Origin of the sequence: Vibrio gangliei (assembly GCF_026001925.1) — a bacterium.
GTDB lineage: Bacteria > Pseudomonadota > Gammaproteobacteria > Enterobacterales > Vibrionaceae > Vibrio > Vibrio gangliei.
The window spans coordinates 230,136-252,865 of record NZ_AP021870.1 but is presented as its reverse complement, the minus strand read 5'-3'; the positions used below and the strand labels follow the sequence as shown (position 1 = coordinate 252,865).

Annotated in this window: 24 protein-coding genes; 13 read left to right on the top strand and 11 right to left on the bottom strand. The window is 43.1% G+C overall.

Features of this window, described 5'->3' with window-relative positions:
• Positions 1 to 240 precede the first annotated feature (240 nt).
• The 4 genes from Vgang_RS13115 to cysP form a co-directional block, all read right to left on the bottom strand.
• Positions 241 to 1,371 (bottom strand): sulfate/molybdate ABC transporter ATP-binding protein, encoded by a 1,131-nt coding sequence (locus Vgang_RS13115; protein ID WP_105901301.1) that lies wholly within the window; start codon positions 1,369 to 1,371, stop codon positions 241 to 243.
• Positions 1,368 to 2,252 (bottom strand): sulfate ABC transporter permease subunit CysW, encoded by an 885-nt coding sequence (gene cysW / locus Vgang_RS13110; protein WP_105901300.1) that lies wholly within the window; start codon positions 2,250 to 2,252, stop codon positions 1,368 to 1,370. The genes Vgang_RS13115 and cysW overlap by 4 nt, the downstream gene beginning before the upstream one ends.
• A gap of 9 nt (positions 2,253 to 2,261) precedes the next feature.
• Complete coding sequence (gene cysT, locus Vgang_RS13105) at positions 2,262 to 3,113, bottom strand: sulfate/thiosulfate ABC transporter permease CysT (RefSeq protein WP_105901790.1); 852 nt, start codon at positions 3,111 to 3,113, stop codon at positions 2,262 to 2,264.
• Between the two features lie 96 nt (positions 3,114 to 3,209).
• The gene (gene cysP / locus Vgang_RS13100; protein WP_105901299.1) at positions 3,210 to 4,211 is read right to left on the bottom strand and encodes a thiosulfate ABC transporter substrate-binding protein CysP; all 1,002 of its coding nucleotides are present in this window, start codon (positions 4,209 to 4,211) and stop codon (positions 3,210 to 3,212) included.
• Between the two features lie 207 nt (positions 4,212 to 4,418).
• Here cysP and cysM point away from each other — a divergent pair, with 207 nt between their 5' ends.
• The 4 genes from cysM to Vgang_RS13080 all read left to right on the top strand — a co-directional run bounded on the left by cysM (position 4,419) and on the right by Vgang_RS13080 (position 8,418).
• The gene (gene cysM, locus Vgang_RS13095) at positions 4,419 to 5,324 is read left to right on the top strand and encodes a cysteine synthase CysM (RefSeq protein WP_105901298.1); all 906 of its coding nucleotides are present in this window, start codon (positions 4,419 to 4,421) and stop codon (positions 5,322 to 5,324) included.
• Between the two features lie 607 nt (positions 5,325 to 5,931).
• Positions 5,932 to 6,372, top strand: a complete 441-nt coding sequence (locus Vgang_RS13090; protein ID WP_105901297.1) for an ATP-dependent zinc protease family protein — start codon at positions 5,932 to 5,934, stop codon at positions 6,370 to 6,372.
• Between the two features lie 26 nt (positions 6,373 to 6,398).
• Entirely contained in the window at positions 6,399 to 7,304 is a 906-nt protein-coding gene (gene rimK, locus Vgang_RS13085) for a 30S ribosomal protein S6--L-glutamate ligase (RefSeq protein WP_105901296.1), read from the top strand.
• Positions 7,264 to 8,418 carry a succinylglutamate desuccinylase/aspartoacylase family protein gene (locus Vgang_RS13080; RefSeq protein WP_105901295.1) on the top strand — a complete coding sequence of 385 codons (1,155 nt, stop codon included), beginning with the start codon at positions 7,264 to 7,266 and terminating at the stop codon, positions 8,416 to 8,418. Before rimK ends, Vgang_RS13080 begins: the two co-directional genes overlap by 41 nt.
• A gap of 136 nt (positions 8,419 to 8,554) precedes the next feature.
• On the opposite strand, the gene Vgang_RS13075 is transcribed toward Vgang_RS13080, so the two are convergent.
• From Vgang_RS13075 to Vgang_RS13065, 3 genes are all read right to left on the bottom strand, one after another.
• Entirely contained in the window at positions 8,555 to 9,109 is a 555-nt protein-coding gene (locus Vgang_RS13075) for an isochorismatase family protein (protein ID WP_105901294.1), read from the bottom strand.
• A gap of 254 nt (positions 9,110 to 9,363) precedes the next feature.
• Complete coding sequence (gene ppnP, locus Vgang_RS13070; protein WP_105901293.1) at positions 9,364 to 9,645, bottom strand: pyrimidine/purine nucleoside phosphorylase; 282 nt, start codon at positions 9,643 to 9,645, stop codon at positions 9,364 to 9,366.
• An 84-nt stretch (positions 9,646 to 9,729) separates the two neighbouring features.
• Positions 9,730 to 10,602, bottom strand: coding sequence for an alpha/beta hydrolase (locus Vgang_RS13065; protein ID WP_105901292.1), 873 nt, complete (start codon positions 10,600 to 10,602; stop codon positions 9,730 to 9,732).
• A gap of 213 nt (positions 10,603 to 10,815) precedes the next feature.
• On the opposite strand from Vgang_RS13065, the gene Vgang_RS13060 reads away from it, so the two are divergent.
• Both Vgang_RS13060 and yjeH read left to right on the top strand, forming a co-directional pair.
• On the top strand, positions 10,816 to 11,772 hold the full coding sequence (locus Vgang_RS13060) for an AEC family transporter (RefSeq protein ID WP_105901291.1): 957 nt from the start codon (positions 10,816 to 10,818) through the stop codon (positions 11,770 to 11,772).
• Positions 11,773 to 11,778: 6 nt separating this feature from the next.
• Positions 11,779 to 13,050 (top strand): L-methionine/branched-chain amino acid transporter, encoded by a 1,272-nt coding sequence (gene yjeH / locus Vgang_RS13055; RefSeq protein WP_105901290.1) that lies wholly within the window; start codon positions 11,779 to 11,781, stop codon positions 13,048 to 13,050.
• Between the two features lie 119 nt (positions 13,051 to 13,169).
• Here the strand turns inward: yjeH and Vgang_RS13050 are convergent, their stop codons facing one another.
• The gene (locus Vgang_RS13050) at positions 13,170 to 14,786 is read right to left on the bottom strand and encodes a peptide ABC transporter substrate-binding protein (protein WP_105901289.1); all 1,617 of its coding nucleotides are present in this window, start codon (positions 14,784 to 14,786) and stop codon (positions 13,170 to 13,172) included.
• Between the two features lie 159 nt (positions 14,787 to 14,945).
• Between Vgang_RS13050 and Vgang_RS13045 the strand changes: the two genes are divergently transcribed.
• The 6 genes from Vgang_RS13045 (at position 14,946) to Vgang_RS13020 (ending at position 19,300) form a co-directional block, all read left to right on the top strand.
• Complete coding sequence (locus Vgang_RS13045; protein WP_105901288.1) at positions 14,946 to 15,629, top strand: DUF4336 domain-containing protein; 684 nt, start codon at positions 14,946 to 14,948, stop codon at positions 15,627 to 15,629.
• A gap of 95 nt (positions 15,630 to 15,724) precedes the next feature.
• Complete coding sequence (locus Vgang_RS13040) at positions 15,725 to 16,642, top strand: DUF368 domain-containing protein (protein WP_105901287.1); 918 nt, start codon at positions 15,725 to 15,727, stop codon at positions 16,640 to 16,642.
• Positions 16,643 to 16,811: 169 nt separating this feature from the next.
• Positions 16,812 to 17,279 (top strand): hypothetical protein, encoded by a 468-nt coding sequence (locus Vgang_RS13035; RefSeq protein WP_105901286.1) that lies wholly within the window; start codon positions 16,812 to 16,814, stop codon positions 17,277 to 17,279.
• Positions 17,276 to 17,863 carry an SCO family protein gene (locus Vgang_RS13030; RefSeq protein ID WP_105901285.1) on the top strand — a complete coding sequence of 196 codons (588 nt, stop codon included), beginning with the start codon at positions 17,276 to 17,278 and terminating at the stop codon, positions 17,861 to 17,863. The genes Vgang_RS13035 and Vgang_RS13030 overlap by 4 nt, the downstream gene beginning before the upstream one ends.
• Complete coding sequence (locus Vgang_RS13025; protein WP_105901284.1) at positions 17,863 to 18,324, top strand: copper chaperone PCu(A)C; 462 nt, start codon at positions 17,863 to 17,865, stop codon at positions 18,322 to 18,324. The genes Vgang_RS13030 and Vgang_RS13025 overlap by 1 nt, the downstream gene beginning before the upstream one ends.
• 94 nt (positions 18,325 to 18,418) lie before the next feature.
• A complete protein-coding gene (locus Vgang_RS13020) occupies positions 18,419 to 19,300 on the top strand; it encodes a DMT family transporter (RefSeq protein WP_105901283.1) in 882 nt (293 codons plus the stop codon).
• A 32-nt stretch (positions 19,301 to 19,332) separates the two neighbouring features.
• Here Vgang_RS13020 and Vgang_RS13015 read toward each other — a convergent pair whose 3' ends face one another.
• Positions 19,333 to 19,569: an RNA recognition motif domain-containing protein gene (locus tag Vgang_RS13015; RefSeq protein ID WP_105901282.1), complete on the bottom strand. Its 237-nt coding sequence runs from the start codon at positions 19,567 to 19,569 to the stop codon at positions 19,333 to 19,335.
• Between the two features lie 131 nt (positions 19,570 to 19,700).
• On the opposite strand from Vgang_RS13015, the gene Vgang_RS13010 reads away from it, so the two are divergent.
• Positions 19,701 to 20,288, top strand: coding sequence for a DJ-1/PfpI family protein (locus tag Vgang_RS13010; protein ID WP_105901281.1), 588 nt, complete (start codon positions 19,701 to 19,703; stop codon positions 20,286 to 20,288).
• Positions 20,289 to 20,363: 75 nt separating this feature from the next.
• Here the strand turns inward: Vgang_RS13010 and Vgang_RS13005 are convergent, their stop codons facing one another.
• Positions 20,364 to 21,791 (bottom strand): aspartate kinase, encoded by a 1,428-nt coding sequence (locus tag Vgang_RS13005; RefSeq protein WP_245879893.1) that lies wholly within the window; start codon positions 21,789 to 21,791, stop codon positions 20,364 to 20,366.
• Positions 21,792 to 22,013: 222 nt separating this feature from the next.
• Positions 22,014 to 22,400: an ectoine synthase gene (locus Vgang_RS13000; RefSeq protein ID WP_105901279.1), complete on the bottom strand. Its 387-nt coding sequence runs from the start codon at positions 22,398 to 22,400 to the stop codon at positions 22,014 to 22,016.
• Positions 22,401 to 22,730 lie beyond the last annotated feature (330 nt).

Sequence of the window (22,730 nt, the reverse complement as noted above, 5' to 3'; positions counted from 1 at the left end):
ACAGAATCAAAAAAGCGAGCTGATGAGCTCGCTTTTTACGTTCAGACACATTAAATAATACCAATCACACTAGTTAGATGGTCAGAGATTGCGTAGGAAAAAAACTTGAGAACAAGGCGAAAATTTTCGATAAGTAGTTATTCTACAATCAACTTTTTATAAACGAAAAGTATAACGAAGTTATCGAGTTTTTTAACAAGCAAGGATGATCAGATAATTAGTACGATTGGTATAACTCAACTAAATATCAAACATCAAATTACCCGGTGCGAGGAATGGCCAGCGCAATACCGTTGGCTCTCCTTTTTCTCCATCAGCAAAGAAGTAGCCTACTTGTGGTGCGGCATACACTTGATCACCACGGCTAAAAGAGTGTTCATTTAATGTTTGATGCGACAACTTCGCTTCCCAAATTTCATTGGTTTCCCAACCCAGTGGAGCTAACTCAACACGCACTTCTGCACCAACAGGGTTAACCGCAATGACTTGGCATGGCAATGATGCCTGGCTGTTTGGCTTTTTCGATAAGCTCAACTCATGACCACGAATGTAAAGTGAACCATTTTTTTGTGTCGTTTCCGTTTTTGGCGGCAGAATAAATGCTTCGCCATTTTGCCAATGTATATTATTCCAATTGGCTTGGAATTGATTCACATTACCGAAGAAATCAAACACAAAGCGGCTGTTCGGGTGCGCATACAGTTCAACCGGAGAATCCACCTGCTCAATTTTACCGTTACTCATTACCACCACGCGATCAGACAGCTCTAATGCTTCATCCTGATCGTGAGTCACAAACACACTGGTAAAACCTAATTCATCGTGCAAATTACGCAACCAACGGCGCAGGTCTTTACGCACTTTCGCATCAAGCGCACCAAACGGTTCATCCAGCAATAACACTTCAGGTTGGGTCGCCAACGCACGCGCTAACGCAATACGCTGTTTTTGCCCGCCAGAAAGCTGTTCAGGGTAACGCCCAGCCAAGTGACCAAGCTGTACGATTTCCAGTAATTGTTGCACGCGTTTATTAATTTCAGCCGCATTTGGTCGCTTTGAACGTTCCATAACTTGCAAGCCAAACGCCACATTATCTGCAACCGTCATGTGGCGAAATAAGGCGTAGTTTTGGAATACAAAGCCAACGCGGCGATCACGCACATGTACATTGGTCACATCTTTATCACCAAAATGAATCGAACCAGTATTAGCATTTTCTAGCCCAGCAATAATGCGCAATAACGTGGTTTTACCTGAACCTGATGGGCCTAACAAACCTATCATTTCACCATTTTCAATATCTAACGAGAGCGGTGAAAGTGCCTCAAACTTGCCAAACTGTTTGGAAATATTATCTAAACGAATACTCATAAATCACCTTGTTGCTCTTGTTGAGATTGCTGCCCATTGATGTGATTTCGTTCTTGTCGCCATTCAACAAAAGCTTTCAAAATCAAAGTTAATAACGCAATAAATGCCAGTAAGGATGCGCTGGCAAACGCGGCTTCTGATTGGTAATCCTCATAAAGCAACTGGACATGCAGCGGTAAGGTATTGGTTTCACCACGGATGTTACCCGAAACCACAGCGACTGCACCAAACTCCCCGACTGCGCGAGCATTAGTTAAGATCACACCATAAATCAGGGCCCATTTAATATTTGGTAAGGTGACGCGACGGAATAATTGCCACCATGAAGCGCCAAGAATAACCGCGGCTTCTTCATCTGAGCGCCCTTGTTGCTGCATCAATGGGATCAGCTCTCTGGCAACAAACGGGCAGGTAACAAACACTGTCACCAATAATATACCCGGCCAGGCGAACATAATTTGTAAATCATGCTCAAATAGCCATTCACCCAGCCAACCACTACTACCGTATAGCAACAAATACAAAAGACCGGCAACCACAGGAGAAACCGCAAATGGAATATCAATTAATGTGATTAAAAATTTGCGACCTACAAAATTAAAACGAGTAACTGACCACGCCAGCATTACGCCAAATACCAAGTTAATCGGCACCGTCATTAAAGCCACGATCAAAGTTAGGCCTATCGCATGTAGCGTATCTGGCTCACTTAGGTTTTCAAAATAAGTCGCAATACCGCTTGCAAAAGCCTGTTGGAAAATACTGACTAGTGGGATCACCAAAAGAATGGCAACAAAAAATAACGCTAATGAAATTAAGCTCCATTTAACCAGTGGTTGCTCGCCAATTCGTGTAGGTCTAATGTTTGAAGAGTTGGACATCCTTTCCCCTTACTTTCCGTGAATACGGCGTAAATAAGCGCCTTGCCATAAGTTAATCACCAGCAATAAAGACAACGACGTTAATAACACAATCGAAGCAATCGCACTGGCGGCAGGGAAATCAAATTCTTGTAAGCGCACAAAGATCATCAATGACGTAATTTCACTGACATAAGGCATGTTACCGGCAATAAATATGACCGCGCCAAATTCACCTAAACTTCGCGTAAATGACAATGCAACACCCACCAATAACGCAGGTCGAATCGATGGCATGATCACTTTCCAGAATACCGCCCAATCAGACGCGCCGAGTGTCATACCCGCTTCTTCTTCCTCTTTAGAAATCTCTTCTAAAACTGGCTGAACGGTACGAACCACAAACGGAATACTGGTGAATGCCATGGCGACAATAATACCAAGCGGCGTGTAAGCGACTTTAATACCAACGCTTTCTAATATGCTGCCTAGCCAACCACTGCTCGAGTAAAGCGTCGCTAGCGTTATGCCCGCGACCGCGGTCGGCAAAGCAAAAGGCAAATCGACTAGTGCATCTAAAATTCGTTTACCCGGGAATTGATAACGGACTAATACCCAAGCCAGTAATAAGCCGAAAGCACCGTTAAACAATGAAGAGATAAACGCAGAGCCTACCGTCACTTTATAACTGGCAACAACACGAGGATCGGCAATCACATGCCAATATTCACTCAATGTCATTCCTTTGGTTTGCATCACAAGTCCAGTGGCAGGTAACAACAAAACCAAGCTTACAAACAGTAGAGAAATCCCTAAACTGATGGCAAAACCTGGTAATACGCGTTGCTGTTTTGGGCGAGACATAGTTTTTGGACGAGACATCACTGGTGATTCGCTCATAAACCCTCAAATAACCAATCTAAAAATGACTTGTTACCGCCCTGAAAAGAGCGGTAACAATATGCTAAGAAATGCAGCTTAACGACGTTGAAGTTGATCGAGTTTCGCACCATTGGCAAATTGAGTTTTCATTGCGTTATCCCAACCACCAGCAATCTCTTCTACAGTTAACAGCTCGACTTCAGGGAAACGGTCTGCAAATTCCGCTTTCACTTTTTCATCATGCACACGGTAGTTAAAACCGGCTAGCATGCGCTGTGCTTCTTCACTGTATAAGTAAGAAAGGTATTCCGTTGCCACTTCCGTTGTGCCGTTACGTTTTGCATTACGCTCAACCACTGCCACTGGGAATTCAGCTAAGATAGACGTTTTTGGCACCACCACTTCGTAGTTATCTTCACCGTATTGTTTACGGATATTGTTTACTTCCGATTCGAACGTGATAAGAACGTCGCCAATTTTACGCTCAACGAAAGACGTTGTTGCGCCACGGCCGCCTGTATCAAATACGGCAACGTTAGCCAGCATTTGTTTTAGGAACGCATCTTGTTTGGCTTCGTTATCTTTACCAAACGTTTTTTGTGCATAGCCGAGAGCGGCTAGGTAAGTGTAACGTGCGTTACCAGATGTTTTCGGGTTAGGGAAAACCGATGCCACGCCTTCACGTGCTAGATCGCCCCAATCTTGAATATTTTTAGGGTTACCTTTACGTACCAAAAACGCGGTAGTTGAGTAATATGGTGAACTTGCATTTGACAACTTACTCTGCCAATCCGCAGGGATCAATTTACCTTTATCATGCAATACTTGTACGTCTGTCACTTGATTAAATGTCACCACATCGGCAGACAACCCTTGCAGAATGGAACGTGCTTGAGCAGAAGATCCACCGTGAGACTGTTTGATCTCAACCGTTTTGCCGGTTTTCTCTTGCCAGTGCTTTTCAAAGATTGGGTTATAAGTGGCAAACAATTCACGCGCGATATCATAAGATGAATTCATAATGGTTTGATCGGCGGCTGATGCGTTAAATGAGCTTGCAATGAATAGCGTTGCAAGTGCGGTTTTGATTCGTTTCATTATCGTGATACTCCTGTATGAGCCTGAATGGCTTCCTTATGTGACTAGAATATCTGCATAATTTAATGATAACAAAGGTTAGAAATAGAACTTTTTGGAATATTATCGAACAATAAATTGTTTACAGTATTGTTAATAGCTATTGTGTTAGCATCTGGGAACAATAGAAACTAGCCACTGAATTTATTACAGCGCAGAGGGAAGCACGTGTCTGAAAATCCAACTTCTGAATTTCCAACGATCGAAGCTTATGTTGGCCAAACGCCTTTAGTCCGATTACAACGCTTGGTAACTGACAATCAAAGTACGGTTTTAGTCAAACTAGAAGGCAACAACCCAGCGGGCTCGGTGAAAGACCGCCCTGCCCTCAATATGATTATCCAAGCAGAAGCCCGTGGCACCATAAAACCAGGTGACACTATCATTGAAGCCACCAGCGGGAACACAGGTATTGCATTGGCGATGGCTGCCGCGATTAAAGGCTATAAGATGATTCTCATCATGCCGGATAACTCAACCCAAGAACGTAAAGACTCGATGCGAGCCTATGGCGCAGAACTGATTTTAGTCACCAAAGAACAAGGCATGGAAGGCGCGCGCGATCTTGCTTTGCAAATGCAGAGTGAAGGCAAAGGGATTGTGCTCGATCAATTCAATAATGCAGATAACCCAGATGCGCACTTCAATTCAACGGGGCCTGAAATTTGGCAGCAAAGCCTCGGCAAAATCACGCATTTTGTGTCGAGCATGGGTACAACGGGCACGATTGTTGGTGTTTCTCGTTATCTCAAAACGCAAAACCCCGATGTGTGTATTGTCGGTTTACAGCCATCCGAAGGTAGCGCTATCCCAGGCATCCGCCGTTGGCCGAAAGAATATTTACCAGGCATTTATGATGATTCCACCATTGACCAAGTCATCGATATAGACCAAAAATCCGCAGAAGATACCGCTCGTGCTCTAGCGCGAGAAGAAGGGATCAGTGCAGGAGTAAGCTCAGGTGGCGCAGTCTTTGCTGCAATTGAAATAGCCAAACAAAATCCCGGTTCTGTTGTTGTTGCGATCGTATGTGACCGTGGTGATCGCTACTTATCCTCTGGACTATTTTCTTAATAATTTTTTAAGCTCGTGTTTGTCTTACTAAGATAAACACAGCTTACCGATAAAATGAGTCCCCAAGCGCACCAAAAATCATCATTCATCCCTAATTGAGTGCATGAATCACATTTTTGTCTACAAACAGAATACACAAATGCAACAATAATAAGGAAAATCAACCAATTAAAAATTTGGCACGCATTCTGCTTTATATACATTGAATACATGGCAGTATTCGTGAGGCCAATCTCTCACAGCAATGTGGTTAGTTGGTTCATGTTATTTTCCTTTGAGGTTACCTTTCCCATTGATTTGGGAAAGGTTTTTTTTTGCTCTCATACTCAACCACCAACATCAATACGCCTCATCTATGGACAATTATTTTTATCGTTTAGACAAAAACTTTTCACGAGACTGAGAAAAAAATTATTGTTAAATTCGCGCCGAAAACACACCTATCTCGTTAATCATTTGTTATAGTAAAAACACTTACATTTAATGTGATTATACCCAAGTGACTTCAAAGTGCGAACACTCTGTTCACTAACCATTAGCGAATTGTATTTTTCTCGTGCTCGTAGCGATGAGCGCATTCATTTACACCAACCTTAGCGATATACAGATGACAAATAAAATCATTGTAGGATGGCGGGAAATGCTTGCTTTACCAGAGCTTGGCATTGAACAAATCAAGGCAAAAGTCGATACCGGTGCGCGCAGTTCTTGCCTGCATACCTTTAAGATTGAGCCGTTTGAACAAGATGGCGAATTGTGGGTCCGTTTCTGGATTCACCCTGAACAAAAAAATGATGATTACGTAAAAGAATGCGTAGCAAAAGTTATCGACCAACGTACAGTGAAAGATTCTGGCGGTCATGAAGAACAGCGCTATGTCATTAAAACCCTTCTCCGATTTAATAATGAAGAGTGGCCCATCGAAGTCACCCTCACCAATCGTGAGAATATGCTATTTAGAATGTTGTTAGGACGTACGGCCATGCACCATCGCATTATTGTCGACCCTACCGCTTCTTTTTTAATTGCTTCACCTGAGACACATTAGTCAACAGATTCTAAGGAACACGATTTATGAAAATCGGAATTTTATCTCGTAACCGCTCTTTATATTCTACTAAGCGTTTAATCGAGGCTTGCCAAAAACGCGGTCATGAAGTGAAAGTGATTGATGCGCTACGTTGTTATATGAACATCAACTCAGATAAGCCTGAGATTCATTTTAAAGGTGAAGAGCTGAAAGATTTTGATGCGATTGTTCCGCGTATCGGTGCTTCTGTAACGTTTTACGGCACAGCGGTTTTACGCCAATTTGAAATGATGGGCGTTTACCCGGTCAATGAATCCGTGGCGATTACCCGTTCTCGCGACAAACTACGCTCTATGCAGCTGCTTTCTCGAAAAGGCATCGGCATGCCAATCACGGGCTTTGCGAGTAAACCTGATGATATTAAAGACCTACTCGACATGGTTGGCGGCGCGCCAGTGGTGATCAAACTACTCGAAGGCACGCAAGGTATTGGCGTGGTATTAGCAGAAACACGTAAGGCCGCCGAAAGCGTGGTTGAAGCCTTTATGGGCTTGAAAGCCAACATCATGGTACAAGAATACATTAAAGAAGCAGGCGGCGCGGATATTCGCTGTTTTGTGATTGGCGATAAAGTGATTGCCGCCATGAAACGTCAAGCTGGCGAAGGGGAATTCCGTTCTAACCTTCACCGTGGCGGTACTGCTTCATTAGTACGAATTACACCTGAAGAGCGTAAAACCGCCGTCGCTGCAGCCAAAATCATGGGCTTAAATGTAGCGGGGGTCGATTTACTTCGCTCTTCTCGTGGTCCTTTAGTCATGGAGGTGAACTCATCACCAGGTCTTGAAGGTATTGAAGCCGCAACAGGGAAAGATGTTGCAGGCATGATTGTGGACTTTATTGAAAAGAATGCATCAGCAAAAGGAACCAAAACTCGTGGGCGTGGATAAATCTGAGCGTGGCGAAAAAAGAAGAGTGAAAAAAAATTCACCTTTTGAATTCATGGGCCATACCGTACAAGCCGGTGAACGTAAAGTATTGGAAATCGAAGCAGCGAAACTCTATACCCATTCGCCGCTTTCGATTCCTGTTGAAATTATTCATGGTAAGCAAGCTGGGCCGATTTTGATGGTCAACGCTGCGATTCATGGCGATGAGCTCAATGGTGTTGAAATTGTGCGTCAATTGATCGAAAAAATTGATGCCAACAAACTCAAAGGCACCCTCATTGCGGTGCCAATCGTGAACGTATTTGGCTTTATTCATAAGTCACGTTATTTGCCTGACCGCCGTGACTTGAACCGTTGTTTTCCGGGTTCAGAGCAAGGCTCTCTGGCTTCACGTATCGCTTACACGTTCTTTACCGATGTGGCGAAAAAAGCGGATTACATCATTGATTTGCACACTGGCGCGATTCATAGAACCAACTTGCCGCAAATCCGTGCTTGCTTAGATAACCCAGAAACACTGCGCATGGCGAAAGCCTTCGGCACACCAGTGATCATTGATGCTGCGCTGCGTGACGGTTCATTACGTGCTGAAGCAGAGAAATTTGGCACGCCAGTGTTAACTTATGAAGCCGGTGAAGCGCTTCGCTTTGAGCCCATTGCCATCAATGCGGGTATTTTAGGTGTACAACGTGTAATGCAAGCCTTAGGTATGCAGCGCATGAGTCGTAAAAAAGTTCCTGAGTCGGTGATTGCAAAATCAACCAATTGGGTTCGCGCAGAAAGCGACGGCATTCTTCGTACTATGGTGACCTTGGGTGACCGAGTACACAAAGGGCAAGTGCTGGCTTATATCAGCTCACCGCTTGGACATGAAGAAATCACCATGAACGCACCAAAAGATGGCATCGTGATTGGTCAGCAAACATTGCCATTGGTGAACGAAGGTGATGCGGTTTTCCACCTCGCTTACTTTAGTGAAGACAATGACGAAGTGGGTGATAAAGTCGAAAGTTACATCGACCAAGTGATTGAACACGTCGAAGCGAAAGAAGAAAGCATTACGACTGGCTTTATTGCAGTCCCGAACCAAGATCGCGATAAAATCAATAATTAATCCGTTGTTTCTTTACTACGAGCAAACATAAAGCGCTTTATTAAGCACAAAGGCCAAGCAAATCACTCTGCTTGGCCTTTGTTTTTTATACTAACGAAACACTTAAAACGCCGTATTAAGCATTAAGCATTAAGCATTAAGCATTAAGAAGCGATAATACATCTTGAGTTGAACCTGTCTCGGCTAAACGCGGGAAAATCAGATTAACGCTGTTGTTATGTGTATCTAGGTTCAGGTCTGTCATCGCATCCGTCGCAAGAGTAACGTTGTAACCCAACTCCCACGCTTGACGTGCAGTCGACTCCACGCCAATACTGGTCGCAACACCCACGACCACCACTTGTGTCACCTGATTAGCTTTTAAGTATTCATCTAAATCGGTATTGGTAAATGCGCCCCAAGTTTTCTTAGTCACTAGGTGATCGCTTGGTTGAACATCTAAGCGAGCATCTAATTCAGCCCAATCAGCGGGTAGTTCGCCATGCGAAGCCACTTGTTCATTACGACCTGGTGCGCCGCCCGCTACGTTAACCAGTACAACAGGCTGCTGCTTAGATCGAAACGCTTCAATAAGTTGGCAAGACTTCTCAACAACCGGATCCGTGTCATGGCAAGTTGGCAAAGCCAAAATACCTTTTTGTAAATCAATGACGATCAAGGCTGTTTTAGGGTCAAGAACGGTAATAGGCATGAATACTCCGATATAAGCGAAAATAAATAGTAAATTACATTTTGTTACATTCAAGCATTGTACTGGATAATTGCACCCACTGTTAGTTTTATGAATAACTGGTTTTATAAATAACTGTTAGTAAGCTGCATGTTTCCCCTACTTCAAAAAGCATAGCCCTAAAAACAAAAAATCAAACACAAGCCTACACTCATGTTTGATTTTTATTCATAGTGAAAATTGGAAAACGCTAACTAAATTAACGCTAACAACGATTACAAATACTCACAAAGGTAAGCCGTTGCCACTTCAACTTTCAAGTCAAAAGACGAATCACCAATCACATTGAAAGATTCGCCAGATTGATAGGTCACCCAATCTTGTGTGCCAGGCAGCTTCACCGTTAATGCGCCTTTGACGACGGTCATACGCTCTGGGGCAGCGGTGCCAAATGTGTATTCACCCGCAGCCATCACACCAACGCTGCTATCGCCGTCTTGTTGAGTAAAACCAAGAGATTTAACGCTGCCTTCGAAATAAGTATTTTCTTTGATCATCTTCATGTCCTTATGAGATATAAAATAACAAGCATTGTTGTATACAATCGCAAGCCAGAGCTCAAGTTTTATTTTCAGTTTGTGCTAGTATCTGTTGACCTTAGTATCAGCAAGCGCAAGGCGATCAAATGCATCCATCACTTGTTGAGAAGTCATGATTCTGCTGTGCCCAAAACCTGTTGTCGTCACTAATTCAACCAAAGCGCTTTGTTTTGCCATCATTTGGCTAATCGGCAATTTAGCAAATCGATCTGCATCATCATGCACAATGATCGTTGTGCTTTGACGTTCAAGTAAGTGTTGCTGAGGATTAATGGATTGAAGCGGATATTGGTACTCCTGCTCGACTTCGGAGATCACTTCGTTAAACAGTTTCATCGAAAACCCTGAACGTGAGACGGCTCGCATTAAGTTTTCCAAATAGTCCAACACCGGCGCAACCAGCAGTAATGGAATACTCTGAAGTTTCTCATGTTTCGATTCCAATACCGCTGCACTGCCCATACTGTGAGCCGCAATACCAACAATGTCACCACAAGAATCCGCCATCGCTTCCAGCGCATTCACAAACGCGGGCAAGTGCCCATAACGCCCTTCACTTTCACCATGACCAGCATAATCAAAGGCCAATGCGGTAAAGCCTTGTTGAGCAATATGCTCCATCAACGGATAAAATTGTGAGGTGGAACCCGACCATCCGTGCGTGACTAACCAAATCGGACCTTGGCCTAAGGAATAGGTGGTTAACGTGCCTTCATCACATGAAACTTTGCCACGCACAATGCCTTGAGGCTCTGTGTTCTTCACCTTTAAGCGAGCAGGGGTCAGCAATAACTTTTTTGCCGTTTTAATCGCATGCTTTCGCGCTAATGTATGGTGAAGACGAGTAGACACATTCACCAAACTGCGCTTTAAGCTAAAACGACTTGGGGTATTAAAATAAATTTTATTGCTCATTTACACATCCTACTTATTGCAAGGCAGAGAGACATTCAGCCGCACAATGTGTCACATTCGTTATATGAAACGCAACATTTTGAAACAGCTTTGCAATTAATCGCTGAAATTACCATCGATACCATTCTTTCAGGCAAAAATTTGTGATAAAAATGATCATAATTAGTTAGCAAGAAAACTATTTTTTCTTTTCACAATCTCTATGGATGGATCATGTCAGGCATTATCGAGCAGTTTCTCTTTTCCGCGTCCATTACTGGTCCTATTTGCCTCATGTTGCTACTGGGTGTGTTCCTGAGACGAATCCATATTATCAATGACACCTTTATCGATATAGCCTCTAAATTGGTGTTTAAGGTTACCCTCCCTGCCTTACTGTTTTTAAGTATTATTAAATCGGACTCCATCAGTGATAGCAGTATTCCGCTTGTCGGCTTTGCGGTGATAGCCAATATTGCGTTTTTTATCTTTTCCACTTTTACCGTGAAATGGTTAATGAAAGATGGCAGTCAAAATGGTGTGATCATTCAAGGGGCATTTCGCTCTAACACAGGGATTATTGGCCTCGCTTATGTTGCCAATGCCTATGGCAATGAAGGGGTGGCAATTGCGGCCATTTATGTTGCTGCAGTGACCGTACTGTATAACATCTTAGCGGTGATCACTTTATCGCCTAAAAATCAGCAACCGGACGTCAATACCTACAAAAACATGCTGATTTCTATTATCAAAAATCCACTGATCATTGCAATTCTTCTTGCTTTCAGCTTGCATGAATTCTCAGTCACGGTGCCACAAATGTTACTGCATACGGGGCAATATTTTGCCAATATGACATTGCCTCTCGCATTATTGTGCACCGGTGGTTCTTTAAATATCAGTGAGTTACGCCACGATAAAGCCGCCAACATCATTTCAAGCAGTTACAAGCTAATTTTGTGTCCATTGCTTATCACCTTAGGTGGGTATTGGTACGGATTTCATGGTTTAGAGCTGGGTATTATTTTCTTTATGAGCTCTTCCCCTGCTGCGGCAGCTAGCTATGTGATGGCAAGGGCCATGGGCGGTAATGCGACCCTCGCTGCCAATATTATTGCGTTAACCACCGTAGGATCCATTGTGACCTGCACACTCGGCATTGTATTACTTTCCAGCCTCAACTTGATGTAGATATTTATGAGCCAAGAACTGAACAAAGACATCACTTTACTTGGTGGTGTCGGGCAACTCTCCACCACTTTATTAGGCACAGGGCTTTTTATGATCCCAGCTATCGCCGCCAACCTTGCTGGTGAGTGGTCTCTGTGGGCTTGGGTCATTTTATTTCTCGCCATCTGCCCAATTGCTCTCACTTTTGCGATCCTCGGTAAGCAATATCCAAACGCAGGTGGCACAGCCTACTTTGTCAAACAAGCTTTTAACCGCAGGGCTGAGCGCAGTGTTGCTTGGCTGTTTTTAAGTGTATTGCCCGTTGGCTTACCTGCTGCGTTAACGCTCGCAGGTGGGTTCGGTAAAGCCTTACTGCCAGAGGTTATGGCCAATCAATATTTCGCTGAAGTATTGAGCCTATTGCTTATTCTGGCTTTAACGTTACTCGGCAGCAAATCTTCTTCCCAATTTCAAGCCTTAATCGCATTCGGTATTTTTGCACTGGTGGCGGTGTTCTTTTGGCAAGGTGACATTTTGCTACCTGACATTGCCATGCCAGCATTAAATCCTTCATCCATTGTGCCTCTTGGCAGTGCTTTGGCGGTGATGTTCTGGTGCTTTGTGGGGATTGAGGCGTTTTCTCACATGGGAGAAGAATTTAAAAAACCTCAACGAGATTTCCCTATTGCCATCATTCTGGGGTGTTTTGTTGCCGGTTTCATTTATTGGGCGTGTTCTGTGGTGATCTTAAAATTCCACGCTTTTGAACCTAATGTGGCAGCGCACAGCTCAATTCCTTGGCTAAGCGAGCAATTACTTGGCGACAAAGCGAGCATTATGATCACAGTAATTGGTTACTTTGCCTGCTTTGCGAGCATCAACTTATATACCCAAAGCATGATTAGATTGGTGTGGGCACAAAGCCGCGATTACCAACCACACAGTCGATTAGCGCAACTGTCTAAACGAGGTGTGCCTACGGGGGCAACCTATGCAGTGGCGGCGGTGTTATTTCTCTCCATTTCGTTAAGCCATATCGTCAATTTGGACCTCGAATTGCTCGTCAAATTAGCCAACAGTGTATTTGTGCTGCTTTATCTGCTCGCCATGTTTTCGGCATTTCGCTTGCTGACTGGCTGGGCAAAATATCTCGCCGGATTTTCGACTTTACTTTGTACTGTTGTGTTCATCTGCTTAGGCTGGAGCATGCTCTATGCCCTCACTATTTTCATTTTATTGATGCTGCCTTGGGGTACATGGTTCAAGAAACGTACGGCAACGGAATACAGCCTAAAATAAACTGAACGCTGGAGAAATACCGAAGCTGAGGTTAAAAAGAAAAAAGGAGCATGAGACTGCTCCTTTAATTTTGATGGTATAGGCTTGCTCTTCAACAACAAGCCAGAGTGTTAATGCAATTATTTAGGCTGCACAAAATACATGTCTTTCGCGTAAATATTGCCTTTCGGGTTGTTGTCAGGGAACCCTTTTAGCGTTTCACGAACCAGTCTTGTGTGCATGTAATGGTGCAGAGGAATAAATGGTTCTGCTTGATTCAATAATGCTTCTGCTTGCTGGTAGATCTGATAGCGCTTAGTTTGATCTGCTTCATTGCTTGCTTTTTTCATTAAATCATCAAATTTCGGATCACAGTAGCCACTTTCATTGGCGACATGACCACAGGTAAAACTATCGAGTAAACCTGATGGCTCTGGATAATCGGCAAATGCCCAAGAGCGAGCCATTTGGTAATCACCTTCCCCTTTGCTCGCAACATACGCCTGCCATTCCATATTTCTTAATTCGACTTTTACACCCAGTGGCTTCCACATTGATGCCAAGGCTAACGCAATCTTCTTATGGTTTTCACTGGTGTTATAAGTCAAGGTAAATGAAAGTGGATGCTGCTGGTCATAACCTGCCTCTTTCAAGAGCGCTGCAGCCTTTTCCATGCGCTGCTTTTGATCAAGCTTAGCAAACTCTGGCAATGCGGATTGATAATCTGGAATTGTAGGTGGCACAAGCGAATAAGCAGCGGGTTCGCCTTGTCCTGTGATTTTTTCAACTAAAATATCACGGTCAACGGCCATGCTCAGAGCTTGGCGTACACGAACATCATCAAACGGTTTTTGCTTGATATTGAAAGAATATAAATAAGTACCAAGTAATGGCTGCGCTTTAATTTGAGCTGGATTTTCTTTGATGAGTTTTTGATAGTACTCAAGCTGCACTCGGTTGGTCATGTCGATTTCACCCGCTTGAAAACGTGCTAATTCGGCAGCTTGCGACTCAAGACCTAAGTAAGTCACTTTATTAATGACGGTTTTATCGTTATTCCAATATTGAGGATTGCGAGCCACTTCTACGTATTCATTCGGCACCCATTTTACTAATTTGTACGCACCGTTAGTGACTATGTTCTCAGGGCGAGTCCATTGATCGCCAAATTTCTCCACTACTTTTTTTGGCAGTGGGAAGAAAGTTTTGATGCTCATTAAACTCAAGAAATAAGGCGTTGGTTTGGCTAACTGAATTTCTACCGTTTTATCATCAAGAGCTTTGATACCTAATGATGAAGCTGGTTTATCGCCTTTTAGAATTGCTTCCGCGTTAACTATGTTAGCCGTGGTAAAGTAATGACCGGTATTATTGCCCGTATTTGGGTCCACCGCTCTTTGCCACGCAAACACGAAATCAGACGCTAAAACTGGCTCCCCGTTTGACCACTTCAAGCCATCACGCAGTGTGAAAGTAACGATTTTGCCATCTTCAGAAACCACCCATTTTATGGCTTGACCTGCGATAATTTGTCCATGCGCATTTTCAATCAAAAAACCTTCAAACATATCGTTATCGATAATGTCACCAGGCATGCCTGAATTAACAAATGTTGGGTCCAATGTACTTGGCTCAGCACCGTTTCCTCTTACGAGTTCTTGTTGTTTAGCTAATACATCACTAGGGCTAACATCAGCCGCTTGAGCCGATAAACTCGCAGCAAATAACACCGCAGACGCAATTAGAGATTGCTTCATCTTATCTTCCTTGATTATTGAGTCGAACTTTATTGAGAGATACTACACCAACGTATGAGGAGTTTGATAGATTAATCAGTAATGAAAACTTCCACTAACTGATAAAAGAATTTTAAGATAAACTCTCGTCATGTATTTGTTTGCAAGGAAGCAAGCCTGATGTTTACAGAATGGGAATCCAACCGAGTTTGGTACATAGATAAAAGCTACCGTGTATGTGGTTTAACTCACATTCAACGCATGGTGGTGATTAAACTCGAAAATGATGAACTCATGGTGATTTCACCGATTGAACTTTCGACGCAGTGCCAGTTGGAATTATCTCAACTCGGAGCGGTGAAATTTGTGGTATCGCCCACTCCGACTTATCATCATCACCTTTCAGATTGGTGGCTTGCCTACTCCAAAGCTTATTTTTTCGCGACACATTCACTCATTGAAAAACGCACCGATCTGAATTTTGATGGGGTTTTGTCGCATCAAACACCCAAAGAATGGCAAGGACAATTATTACAAACGTCTATTGGTGGCGATGAGTCACCCAATAAAATGTTGTTTTGTGATCCACTCAGCCGCACGCTTTTTATTACCGATAATTTGGTAGCACTACAGCCTCACCTACCCACAGGTCAAAAGATCACAACCTTGATTCAAGGTGGCCGTAACCAGCTTACTTTGCCATATCGTGTGCGCCGTAAGTTTAAAAATAAAGCAATGCTACGAGCATCCGTGCAAGAAGTGATGACTTGGCCATTTGACCGTTTGATTTCAAGCAATGGTCTGTTAATTGAAAAAGACGCGAAGGACGCGTTTTACCAAGCCTTTTGGTGGGCATTCCAATAATTATTTTTAACAAACAATCACTAAAACTTCCTATTTCCGGCAAATCATGACAACCTACGCGCCTAATTCAGTCATTTGATTTAACGGTATATTGTATGAATTATTTTTTCACTTACCTGAAAGGCATTGCCATGGGCGCGGCCGATGTGGTTCCTGGTGTATCAGGCGGAACCATTGCTTTTATAACAGGGATTTACGACACCCTGCTTGGCAGTATTCGTAAAGTTAATCCAAGCTTACTCGGATTGTGGAAACGTGAAGGCTTTAAAGCGGTTCTCACCCATATTAATGCCGGATTCTTAGCCGCTCTATTTGGTGGTATTTTAACCAGCATTTTGACCTTGGCGAAATTAATCTCTTGGCTGTTAGTCACTCACCCTATTCCGCTTTGGTCATTCTTTTTTGGTTTGATCTTAATTTCCGTGGTGCATATCTTAAAGCAGGTCGATGATCGACGTCTGATCCATGTCCTCTTTTTAGTCGCGGGAATTGCGTTTGCCTACACCATCACGGTATTACAACCGCTCGATTTACAGCCAACGCCGCTTAACCTCATCTTAGCGGGCGCCATTGCTATCTGTGCGATGATTTTACCGGGCATTTCAGGTAGTTTTATTTTATTGCTATTAGGCATTTACCCGGCCATTTTAGCTGCGGTAAAAGAGCTCAACATTGGCGTATTAGGTTTGTTTGCAGTAGGCGCAGTGTGTGGTCTATTAAGCTTTTCTCATTTACTGTCATGGTTATTAAACAAACATCGTTCGGCAACGCTAGTTTTCTTAACCGGATTAATGATGGGTACATTACCTAAAATTTGGCCGTGGAAAGAAACCATCAGCTGGCGAGTAAATTCTGATGGCGAGCAAGTACCTCTAGTCGAGCATAACTTGCTGCCACATCAGTTTGAGCAAGTCGTTGGCCAACCGTCTCAATTAATATTAGCCATCGTGTGTATGCTGGCTGGTATTGGTATTGTTTGGCTGCTTGAGAAAGTGGCACAGAACAAAAAATAAACGGGGTATTCATCAGCATGCTCAAACACCCAAGTGCTTCACTGTACTTGGGTGTTTTATTTTGTGCTCTTGTCCTCAAACAAAAGGGATTCTCATTCAAGTCGGAATCATTCGTGTTAGCATCATTCATATTAGTCTCTAAACCGTGACAATTAACTGATCTATCTTTATGTCCGAGATGTCATTCAAACATACAAAACACAATTCAGCCTATTTGTTAGGTATGTTCACTGTACTGGCGTTAGTGGCTGGTTTTTTTGCGCCTCAGCTATGGGAAATGTGGCGTACTCCCTCTGATTCACATTTTGAAGCGTCGCAATATTGTGCCCTTTCTCGCCAAGTTTGCCAGCAAAGCAATGTCAGTCTTCAGCTCGATACGGATATCGCAAAACCGTTACAAGAAACCCGCCTACAAGTGCAGTGGCCAGACAACAACAGCGAGCGTTTATTGTTAACTTTACGAGGTTTAGAAATGGATTTAGGAACCGCCAAATTTCCGGTAATAAAACAACCCGATGGCAGTTATCAAGGCTCTGTGGTTCTTCCCATTTGCACCGATTCGAAAATGACATGGATTGGCACATTGAGTGACCAAGCAGGCAATAAAATTTACGCGTCGATTAGGATGGAAAAATGAAGAAATCTTGGGTCATTATCTTAGCGTTGGCTTTTAGCTTAGGCTTGGCATTAAACTTTTATTTGCACCCATCACAACAGACATCTCAATCAGCTACAAGCTTAGCGCTCATAAATGGCGATAACGACAAAACGGATATTTTCGATCCCGCCGATACTCGAATTAGAGTCATTTATTTTGGCTTTACCCGTTGTCCAGATGTGTGCCCAACATCATTAGCCATGCTTTCTGCCGCAATGAAGCAACTGGATGACGATCAGCTTTCCCATATCCGTCCAATCTTCATTACATTAGATCCTGAGCGAGATTCCGGTGAAGATGCACAAAAATACGCACATTATTTTCACCCAAATATTCAAGGTTATTCAGGCTCTGCGGCAGCCATTCAGCAATTAGCAACTCGTTACGGTGTGATTTTCCAAAAAACCGAGCTTAAAGACTCTGAACTAAAATACACGATAGATCACAGCTCTTATTTCTATTTTGTTCAACCCGACGGCACCTTAATTAAAAAAGTGCCACATACATTGAATCCACAACCATTAATTCTTTCTATTCAACAAGTTGAAAAGGAAAACGCTTAATGAAAAAGCTTGCTTTATTACTCTCTGGACTGCTATTGAGCTCGGCAGCTTTTGCCCATAATGGCTTACACTACAATGACCCGTATGCTCGCGCGACTCCACCTAATGCAGCAAACAGCGCCATTTTCATGACTATAGAAAATCACATGGATAGCGAACGTACTTTGGTCGCAGCCCAAACGGATGTTGCGAGCAAGACTGAGCTGCATACGGTAGAAAAAGATGGCGACATGATGAAAATGCGTCAAATTGACCAGCTGAATTTGCCAGCTCATGGTGAAGTGGTATTGAAACCTGGTGGTTATCACATCATGCTGCTTAACTTAAAACAGCCTTTAGCTGAAGGTGACAAAGTAACCCTAACTCTGGAGTTTGCCAACGGTGAAACTGAAACGTTAAGCGTGCCGGTAAAAAAAGTGATGGCCGGTATTTCGCATAATTCCGACCATTCAAGTCATTAATCATTTTTCTCTGGTTTAGCTTTAGAAAGTACGTTTAAAGGAGGTATGAGGCCTCCTTTCTTATTCGAGATAACAGGATTCAAGCCCCATCATTATGCCTAACCATCAATCAAGCCATGCCTTCAAAACTTTTATTTTTACGGTATTTGCACTCATTGCATTTGCGGCAAATTCGGTTCTGGCTCGCCTTGCTTTAATGGATGGCAATATTGATCCATTAAGCTTTACCACCCTGCGATTAGCTTCCGGCGCTATCATGCTGTGCCTACTTCTAAGCCTTCGACCAAGGACAAGCCACAATAAAACCGCTTCTCACTTCACTTTGAAAGGCAGTATGGCATCCGCGCTGTGCTTATTTGTCTATGCTCTGTGCTTTTCTATCGCTTACCTTTCGTTAGAAACGGGCACTGGAGCGTTAATTTTGTTTGGCGCGGTACAAATCACTATGATCGTTTACCAATTATGCAAAGGGCATAAGTTGGTATTACTTGAGTGGTTGGGGATCACATTGGCGTTTGCTGGATTTGTTTATTTGATGTTGCCCAATGCTTCTACGCCATCATTTTCTGGCTTTGTATTAATGGCACTAGCAGGCATGGCGTGGGCAGGCTATACCATTCGAGGAAAAACAAGCTCTGATCCACTCAGTGATACCACAGGCAACTTTGTACGCTGTTTGCCTCTGTGCTTGTTATTAATCATTTATATTATGGTCACTGAAAATACGCTGACTTATCACGGTATGATCTTAGCCATCATTTCAGGTGCGGTGACATCAGGAATGGGATATGCAATTTGGTATGTCGCACTGAAAGGCTTAAAGGCGACTCAGGCCGGTGTCGTGCAATTATTGGTACCAGTGATTGCAGCTTTAGGCGGGGCGATCATGGTTCGAGAACCGATCACCCTACCATTTGTTGTTGCTTCAGCGATGATTTTATTGGGTATTCTATTGGTTACGTTACAAAAACGATAACCCTTTAGACTCAATTAAAGCCGCCAACCCAATTAACTGGCGACTTTCACTTTGATTTTACTGTTGTCGATTTCTTTGCCGTTTAACGCAAATCGAGCGGTTTTAGCCTGATCAAGATCCGGCATATAAATGAAACCAAACCCTTTAGAAAGACCGGTTTCGTCATCCAGTACTAAAGTGCACTCACCGACTTCTCCAAACTCTTCAAACAATTGACGCATTTCTGATTCAGTTGTTTCACGAGAAAGATTTCGAACTAACAGTTTCATGGTATATCTCTTTTATAAGTAGGAATGTAAAAACACACTTAATAATGGCATATAAATGGCTCGAGGTAGACTAAATTCTATATTTCGTGACATATTTGTCTCACTCCATCATTGTTTTTCAAGGAAGAAAAATGAATATCGGTATTTACCTCTACGATAATGCAGAAGTGCTTGATTTTTCAGGCCCTTATGAAGTGTTCACCACAGCAAACCGTGTGAATTCAAACGGTCAAGATTTCAATGTTTTCCTGATCGCAGAACAAGCAACCCCTGTGACGGCAAGAGCGGGTTATCGTGTTCTTCCCGACTACAGTATTGCTAATCATCCTAAATTAGATGTCTTAATTGTGGTTGGTGGTGTGCATACTGATGAAATGTACAAAGTTGGTGTGCTTGAGTGGATAAAAACTCAGGAGATGCAAGTACCTCTAATCGCATCGGTTTGCACTGGCGCTTTTATACTGGCGCAAGCAGGGATACTTAACCAACACTCAGTGACAACGCATTGGGAAGATATTCCCGATCTCAAACAACGATTTCCAAAGCTGAAAGTACAAGAGAACGTCCGTTGGGTAAAAGATGGTAACCGTATTAGCTCAGGAGGGATCTCGGCGGGCATTGATATGAGTTTATTTATCGTCAGTGAGTTATTGGGAATGGACATCGCGGAAGCAACCGCCAAACAAATGGAATTTCGATGGGAACAAAATCCTGACTAGCTCCTAAAATAGGAAACCCTGCCAACTCTTTAGTTAGCAGGGTTTGATTATTAGGCTTTATTTAATAAACCAATATTAAGCCGCTTTTTCTTTATCAAGTTGCTCATCATTTGATTCAAGACCGTCAATGAACTCTTCATGTAAGGTACAAATCGCCGCTTCATAATTTTCATCATCAACCACAAATTGCACATCCACATTACGCATCGACGAGTGCGCTGCACGCGGCGTAATATCTTGGTTCATTAATGCGATCATGCCGTGGCTCAGCGCTATATTGGTGTCAATTGAAGCACCAATCACGGAAATTAACGCCACCATCTTGCCGGTAATTTTTGCTCGTGGGAACGCTTTTTCTGCGCGAGACAAGACTTTGTTCTTGCTCTTCGAATTACCGCTTAAATAATAAGTAATCGAGTTGGCGTTCATTTCTTTACCCACTAGCTGAACACGCTCATCATTGATGATTTCCATCAACTCATAACCGACGTTATCCGCTTGGCCCACCATAGCTTGGTCAAAAATATGCAGTGCAAAGACTTTATTTCGACCAGCAATAATTTCCACTTTATCGGTGTTACCCGCATAACGATGTGGGTCAAACGCATGTGAAATCAGCGTACCTTTATGTTCTGGTTCAAAGGTATTTTTGATTACCAATTCAATACCACTACGACGTAAACCAGAAGCTGCATTCGGGTGAATCGCTTCCATACCTAAATTAGCAAGTTGGTCAGCGACGTCATAGTTCGTCTGCCCCATTGGACGCACTTTTTCTGGACCAACAACGCGCGGGTCAGCAGTACTCAAGTGATACTCTTTATGAATGACTGCTTGTTTTGCTTTCGACAACACCGCTAAACGACTAAAGGTCATTTCACTGTAACCACGGTCATAGGTCTTCATTAAGCCTTCGGCGCAGTAAACATAGCCTGTCACGATCGGAAGTTCTTTAGTCACATCAATATCTTGCAACGCATTTTCAATCACTGCGTCGAGATCACCTGACACATCTTTTCCTTGGCCATCAAGATCCCAACCAGATAAGTCAACGAACTTAGCGTTCACATCAAGAGTGTTTAGCTTCAAACAAGTATTGTACGCACTATGTGCTTCACCGATGGAAGATAAAAACTCTCGGATTTGCGGCAAATAATGCTGCATTGAAAACTGACCATACTGGCAGGTTTCCATAATATTGTTGATACAGTTCGTCGCTTGCGCGATGCGATCTTTAATAAAGTTATCGGCACGACGGCGACTGATTGGGTCAGCAAACATATTTTCGTTAATCAATAACATGCGTTGTTCAAGCTCTTCCATGGCTTCCACCCACGCATCATCACGATTTTCAACTAAACGATAAATACCGGCTTTACCTGAACGCTTACATTCCAATAATGCATCGGTAATACCGCCATAAGCTGAAACCACAAACATACGGTTATACGGGTTCTCTGGACGAAGTAAGATGTTATCGAGAACAGCGTCAAAGGCTGACATTGAGGTACCGCCAATTTTTTCAACGGTATGATTTGAGTTTTGAATGTTGGCAGTGTGGCTTCTATTTGAAGAAGTCAAAATAGGCTCCTTGGGTTTCAAAATTTTTCAATAAATGAATTCTTATGAGTGTGGACGTTTCACTCTCGTGACGCGGACACTTCGTGCTCGTATCTCGACCGAAATACGACAAAGCGTAGCGGCCGAGAAACGAGATACGTTTATTTATTCAACAATCGGATACACACCATCTTTATCGTGGGTTTCTGCACCCGTTAGTGGTGGGTTGAATACACACGCCATCACCATGTCTGCGCCTTCATAAGCACGTAATTGGTGATCATCATGCTTGTCTAGGATATAAAGCGTGCCTGGTTTGATTGGGTAAGTTTTGTCACCTTTCACTTCAATCTCACCTTCACCAGAAATGCAGTAAACCGACTCTAAGTGGTTTTTATAGTGAATATGGGTATCTGTGCCTGCATAGATATTGGTAATGTGGAACGAGAATCCCATCTTGTCTTCTTTCAATAGCATACGCACACTTTCCCAAGTATCGGCTACTACACGACGTTCACTGTTTCGGCATTCTTCTAATGTTCTTACAATCATTATTTATCCTTTTTTCCCCTTCTTATTTGAAGCTGCAGCTTTGTTGACTGCGTTTGTTCGCCCCAATCACATAGACAAGCTATGCTCATGGGCTCTCACAAACTTGTCGCCTCACTGCAACTCCAACTAATTTGGGGATATGTACATTTATTAATAGAGGTCGACGATACGTATACTAACTTTACGTTAGCACTCACTTGCCAAGACTAATTACGCATAGCTAACAACTGCCAAACTGGCATTTCACTGACAGGAAGCTCAGTAAATACTTCCGATTCTTTCTGTTTCGCTTGTTTCGATTTATGCATATTGGCTTGTATCATTACGTCT

Coding starts and splice junctions, on each gene's coding strand:
- Vgang_RS13115 (WP_105901301.1), bottom strand. CDS start 1,371: ATGAGTATTCGTTTAGATAATATTTCCAAACAGTTTGGCAAGTTTGAG.
- cysW (WP_105901300.1), bottom strand. CDS start 2,252: ATGTCCAACTCTTCAAACATTAGACCTACACGAATTGGCGAGCAACCA.
- cysT (WP_105901790.1), bottom strand. CDS start 3,113: ATGTCTCGTCCAAAAACTATGTCTCGCCCAAAACAGCAACGCGTATTA.
- cysP (WP_105901299.1), bottom strand. CDS start 4,211: ATGAAACGAATCAAAACCGCACTTGCAACGCTATTCATTGCAAGCTCA.
- Vgang_RS13090 (WP_105901297.1), top strand. CDS start 5,932: ATGACAAATAAAATCATTGTAGGATGGCGGGAAATGCTTGCTTTACCA.
- rimK (WP_105901296.1), top strand. CDS start 6,399: ATGAAAATCGGAATTTTATCTCGTAACCGCTCTTTATATTCTACTAAG.
- Vgang_RS13080 (WP_105901295.1), top strand. CDS start 7,264: ATGCATCAGCAAAAGGAACCAAAACTCGTGGGCGTGGATAAATCTGAG.
- Vgang_RS13075 (WP_105901294.1), bottom strand. CDS start 9,109: ATGCCTATTACCGTTCTTGACCCTAAAACAGCCTTGATCGTCATTGAT.
- ppnP (WP_105901293.1), bottom strand. CDS start 9,645: ATGATCAAAGAAAATACTTATTTCGAAGGCAGCGTTAAATCTCTTGGT.
- Vgang_RS13065 (WP_105901292.1), bottom strand. CDS start 10,602: ATGAGCAATAAAATTTATTTTAATACCCCAAGTCGTTTTAGCTTAAAG.
- Vgang_RS13060 (WP_105901291.1), top strand. CDS start 10,816: ATGTCAGGCATTATCGAGCAGTTTCTCTTTTCCGCGTCCATTACTGGT.
- yjeH (WP_105901290.1), top strand. CDS start 11,779: ATGAGCCAAGAACTGAACAAAGACATCACTTTACTTGGTGGTGTCGGG.
- Vgang_RS13050 (WP_105901289.1), bottom strand. CDS start 14,786: ATGAAGCAATCTCTAATTGCGTCTGCGGTGTTATTTGCTGCGAGTTTA.
- Vgang_RS13045 (WP_105901288.1), top strand. CDS start 14,946: ATGTTTACAGAATGGGAATCCAACCGAGTTTGGTACATAGATAAAAGC.
- Vgang_RS13040 (WP_105901287.1), top strand. CDS start 15,725: ATGAATTATTTTTTCACTTACCTGAAAGGCATTGCCATGGGCGCGGCC.
- Vgang_RS13035 (WP_105901286.1), top strand. CDS start 16,812: ATGTCCGAGATGTCATTCAAACATACAAAACACAATTCAGCCTATTTG.
- Vgang_RS13030 (WP_105901285.1), top strand. CDS start 17,276: ATGAAGAAATCTTGGGTCATTATCTTAGCGTTGGCTTTTAGCTTAGGC.
- Vgang_RS13025 (WP_105901284.1), top strand. CDS start 17,863: ATGAAAAAGCTTGCTTTATTACTCTCTGGACTGCTATTGAGCTCGGCA.
- Vgang_RS13020 (WP_105901283.1), top strand. CDS start 18,419: ATGCCTAACCATCAATCAAGCCATGCCTTCAAAACTTTTATTTTTACG.
- Vgang_RS13015 (WP_105901282.1), bottom strand. CDS start 19,569: ATGAAACTGTTAGTTCGAAATCTTTCTCGTGAAACAACTGAATCAGAA.
- Vgang_RS13010 (WP_105901281.1), top strand. CDS start 19,701: ATGAATATCGGTATTTACCTCTACGATAATGCAGAAGTGCTTGATTTT.
- Vgang_RS13005 (WP_245879893.1), bottom strand. CDS start 21,791: ATGTCAGCCTTTGACGCTGTTCTCGATAACATCTTACTTCGTCCAGAG.
- Vgang_RS13000 (WP_105901279.1), bottom strand. CDS start 22,400: ATGATTGTAAGAACATTAGAAGAATGCCGAAACAGTGAACGTCGTGTA.